The following is a 1,202-nucleotide window of genomic DNA, read 5'->3' on the forward strand; positions in this document are numbered from 1 at the left end:
TGCATCCAGTACACCGAGCGCTACTACGAGATCTACTCGCACCTGCGCGACCGCGTGAAGGCGTCGGAAGCCACGCTCGCGGTGATGATGGCGCCTTCGGTGCTGGGCATCATGACCGACATCATCGCGATCTTCGTGATCGGCGTGGCGCCGATTCCGGCGATGCAGCGCTTCGCGCTGTTCTGCGGCATGTGGGCGGTGTGGCTGATCCCGACCGGCGTGATGCTGATCGCCATCCTGCAGTGTTATCTGCCGGCGCCGAAGAACATCGACGCGATCGTCGGTGGCGATCACGAGAAGGGCATCCACAAGTTCCAGAAGGACCTGCTGCGCCGCATGGCGGCGCTGGTGACGGGAACGCGGGCGCGGTACACCGCGATCGTACTTGGCGCTCTTTCGGCGGCTGCGATCGGGATTTCGAGCCTGATTGCGATCGGCAACCCGGTGGAAGGCAGCAACCTGCTGTGGCCGGATTCCGAGTTCAACGTCGGCGTCAAGGACATCAACGACCACTTCGCCGGCGTCAATTCGCTCGAGATCATTCTCGAAGCCAAGGATCCGGAGAACGTTGCACTGCGCGCCGCGCGCAGCGCCGAGGTCTACAAGCTGTCGAAGGCGATCCAGCGTGAAGCGGAGAGCGCCGAGATGCCGGCACAGGCGACGCGTGCGTTCCCGGACATGATGGAAGAAGGCAGCCGCCTGTACTCGGGTGGTCACCCCGCGTGGCTTCCGATCGATCCCAACGATCGGGCGGTCAACGCCGCCGGAACCGCCGTGGCCTTCGGCCAGAACGCGCTGAACTTCGCGGACATGACCGACTTCCAGTTCCAGCATTCGTCGGTGTCGCTGTTCTATCGCGACAACAAGCAGGAGACGGTCGACAACGCGCTGGCGACGGCGCGCAAGGCTGTTGCGGACCTCGGCGAAGACCACGAAGTCGTCCGCATCCGCCTGGCGTCCGGAACCATCGCGTTGCAGGAGGCGATGAACCGCGTCGTCGAGCGCTACCACTGGGTGCTGATCGGCCTGTGCTGCGGCGCGATCTTCATCATCTCGACGTACGCGTATCGCCACTGGATGGCGGCGGTGATCCTGCTGATCCCGACCTTGCTGTCGAACTTCTACCTGCTGGCGACGATGCACCTGATGGGCATCGGTCTGGACATCAACTCGGTGATGGTGACCGTGCTCGGTGTGGGTGT

1 pseudogene is annotated in these 1,202 nt (G+C 63.7%); it reads left to right on the top strand.

The features are described 5' to 3' along the window. Positions 1–1,202: pseudogene (locus tag DFR24_RS00040) on the top strand (efflux RND transporter permease subunit); the annotation flags it as partial.

It is taken from the genome of Panacagrimonas perspica, assembly GCF_004364935.1.
GTDB lineage: Bacteria > Pseudomonadota > Gammaproteobacteria > Nevskiales > Nevskiaceae > Panacagrimonas > Panacagrimonas perspica.